Source organism: Peribacillus aracenensis (assembly GCF_025175645.1).
Classification (GTDB): Bacteria; Bacillota; Bacilli; order Bacillales; family DSM-1321; genus Peribacillus; species Peribacillus aracenensis.
The window spans coordinates 1-2,496 of sequence record NZ_JANZMJ010000080.1; the positions used below are offsets into that span (position 1 = coordinate 1).

The 2,496-nt window shown below is 35.8% G+C and carries 1 protein-coding gene; it reads right to left on the bottom strand.

Translation table 11 applies throughout. The features are described from left to right. Positions 1–358: 358 nt before the first annotated feature. On the bottom strand, positions 359–1,492 hold the full coding sequence (locus N0M92_RS28960) for a zinc-dependent alcohol dehydrogenase (protein WP_260289012.1): 1,134 nt from the start codon (positions 1,490–1,492) through the stop codon (positions 359–361). Positions 1,493–2,496 lie beyond the last annotated feature (1,004 nt).

Consider the following 2,496-nt stretch of genomic DNA (forward strand, 5'->3'; position numbering starts at 1 on the left):
CATATCATTAATGTATTTATATATTTTTAAGGAGAATATTATAGTTTTTTTCTAATTGTTTCTATATGCGTGATTCATTAATTTTAAAATCTTTAAATGGGACAATTGATTTTATCCCATCTCGGAAAATATAACGCCTGTCCAATAAAAAACATACAGTATTCTTAAAGCTATCACGCAAAAAAAGCGATCCATCAATCTAAGAATCGCATTTGTTCTATTTAACTATTTTTAATTCAACTAAACGGCCCCTTTAGTTCCTAAAGAAAAAACCGCCTTAAAGACAGTTCTGATTTCATGATATAAAAAAATTCCCATAACAGAGCCATACTCTTTGCAATGCCATGCTCCCAGAGGATCATGGTTTTAGAACGACTTTTATACAATCATCCTCACGATTATTAAAAATTTGATAACCATGACTTGCGTCTTCAAGGGACATTTTGTGTGTGATAATTTCCTTTGGGTCAAATTCGTTATTTGTTATTTTTTTAAATAATTCTGGCATTAAATGAATGACTGGAGCTTGTCCCATTTTAAGATTAATATTCCTTACCCAAAATGCGCCTAATGGAAATAGATTATAGTTACCCCCGTATACACCAGTCATTTGCACTGTCCCATACTTCCGGACAGCTTTAGTAGAAATTTGAATAGGTCCAAGGGTTCCGCCCTGCAGTTTGAATTTTTGTTCCAGAAACTCTAGGGGTGATTTCTTTCCGTCCATACCTACACAATCGATGACGACATCTGCGCCGCCATGAGTGATCTCTTTTAAATGTTCTCCCATATCGGGGTATTTTGTGAACTCAAATACCTCAACTTTGTTCATCTTTTTCGCATGGTTGATCCGGTAATCCAAGTAATCAACTGCTATCACACGTTTTGCACCTTTCATCCAGGCAAACTTTTGTACCATCAACCCAACGGGCCCACATCCAAGAACTATAACAGTATCTCCTGCTTTTACACCTGCGTTTATTACACTCCAATAAGCTGTTGGCAAAACATCCGATAAAAAGAGCAGTGACTCATCCTCCAATTCACATGATTCCTCGATAACAAAGGGTGTGAAATTTCCAAAAGGGACTTTTAAATATTCAGCCTGACCGCCTGGATGGTTTCCGAACTTTTCTGTATAACCAAAGTATCCTCCAGAATCATAATGAGGGTTTGAGTTATCGCATTGGCTTTCCATTTCATGCTGGCAATAAAAACAATGTCCGCATGAAACATTAAATGGGACGACAACACGGTCTCCTTTTTTTACTTTTGTGACTTCTGGTCCAACTTCTTCTACAATGCCCATTGGTTCATGGCCAATAATATAACCTGGGGGTAACGGCATGTTACCTTGGTATAAATGCAAATCAGATCCGCAAATAGCAGTGGAAGTAATCTTTACTATAATATCGTCTTTTTTTTCTAATTTTGCATCCTCTACTTGGTTAACCTGTACATGATTTGGTCCTTGATAAGTTACAGCCTTCATAAATGCTGGGCCCTCCTAATTCTAATATTCTCCGTTAACATCCTTAACTATGTTCAGCAAGGAAAGGAAATAATATACTTAGTCACTCTTAGAATAATTTTGATGTAAGTTTATAAGGATGCACAGTTTATAAAAAGTAGTACTGTCTTGGTTGCGAAGTTTTGGTGATAGCATTCGAATTAGGTATTGAAAGTGTATATAGCGTGAAATAATTCGGGGAAATAATTTTTTGGTAACAACATTCCATAACGCTTAGTGAACTAATCTGCCCCTTTTGTTGCATAAGATAAGGAACTGCCAAGAAAAGCACCAGCCAGTTCAATATGGATTATTTTCTACCTTTGCACTTTTCCCAAGAGAGATTTTATCTTCTATAACTGAAAGAACTTTCGAATCAAACTTTGTTTGGGTCATAAGTTTCACTCCTTTTTTGAGTTAGTTTAAGCATCGATTCATAATTTATCCCAATAGAATTTTCTCAGCTTTCAAGCTTGTCAATTTGAATAATTAACATACTTCTTCTTATTTTCATATGTACACCTATACTATTGTGTATTGTATGTTTTGTTCGTCAGTAATTAAATATATAGGGTAGTACCTGTCTTAAAACAACTACAATGAATTTTGATAAAGGGTGTTAAAGATAGGAATTCAATTAGCACTTGATTAGCAAATCTAGTTAATTTACTATACTCATTCACCTTCACGCCTTTTCAGTTCCTTGAAATGATCAGCTTCGATAGTTGCAAAATCGAGTAGGGGGAAAATAAGTTTATTTTCGCCCCTTTCACAACACCGTACGTACGGTTCGCGTATACGGCGTTTCAATTTATATTACAGTGTGTACTTTTAGATAATGTTCTAAAGCAGAGGGGACTCCCCTCTGCTTTAGTCTTTTGTTTGAGATTGCTCTTTGGACGACTTTGGATACTCCTATGAATCGGTAACCTTTTCGACAGTAGGTTAATCCTTTCGCTTCTTCCTCCGGAATTCCTAGTTGAATA